This window comes from Fructilactobacillus sp. X2R1C1, assembly GCF_059901435.1.
In genome coordinates this window covers 1-305 of record NZ_JBWXUV010000064.1, presented here as the reverse complement: position 1 = coordinate 305, position 305 = coordinate 1, and the positions used below count along the sequence as shown (strand labels likewise).

The 305-nt window shown below is 28.5% G+C and carries 1 pseudogene; it reads left to right on the top strand.

From position 1 onward, the window contains the following. Positions 1 to 305, top strand: a pseudogene (locus AC6UDG_RS07520) (DNA (cytosine-5-)-methyltransferase); the annotation flags it as partial.

Sequence of the window (305 nt, the reverse complement as noted above, 5' to 3'; positions counted from 1 at the left end):
TATTGGTTCTTTAAAGAAGAAGTATTATAGAAGATATAATTTACCTTTAACGATGAATGTTGCACGAAAACATCGATTAAAAGATTTAGATATATATAAGTTTGTTGCCATTGCTAAAAAACATGGAGAAACTATAAGATATAATCAACTAAAACCTGAATGGCAATCTCATAAGAATAAGACAGGATTTTTAGATCGATATAAAGCAATAGATGGTAACGATGTGTCTCATACTGTAGTAGCTCATATTGCTAAAGATGGGAATTATTATATTCATCCTGATCCAAATCAAAATAGGTCTATAA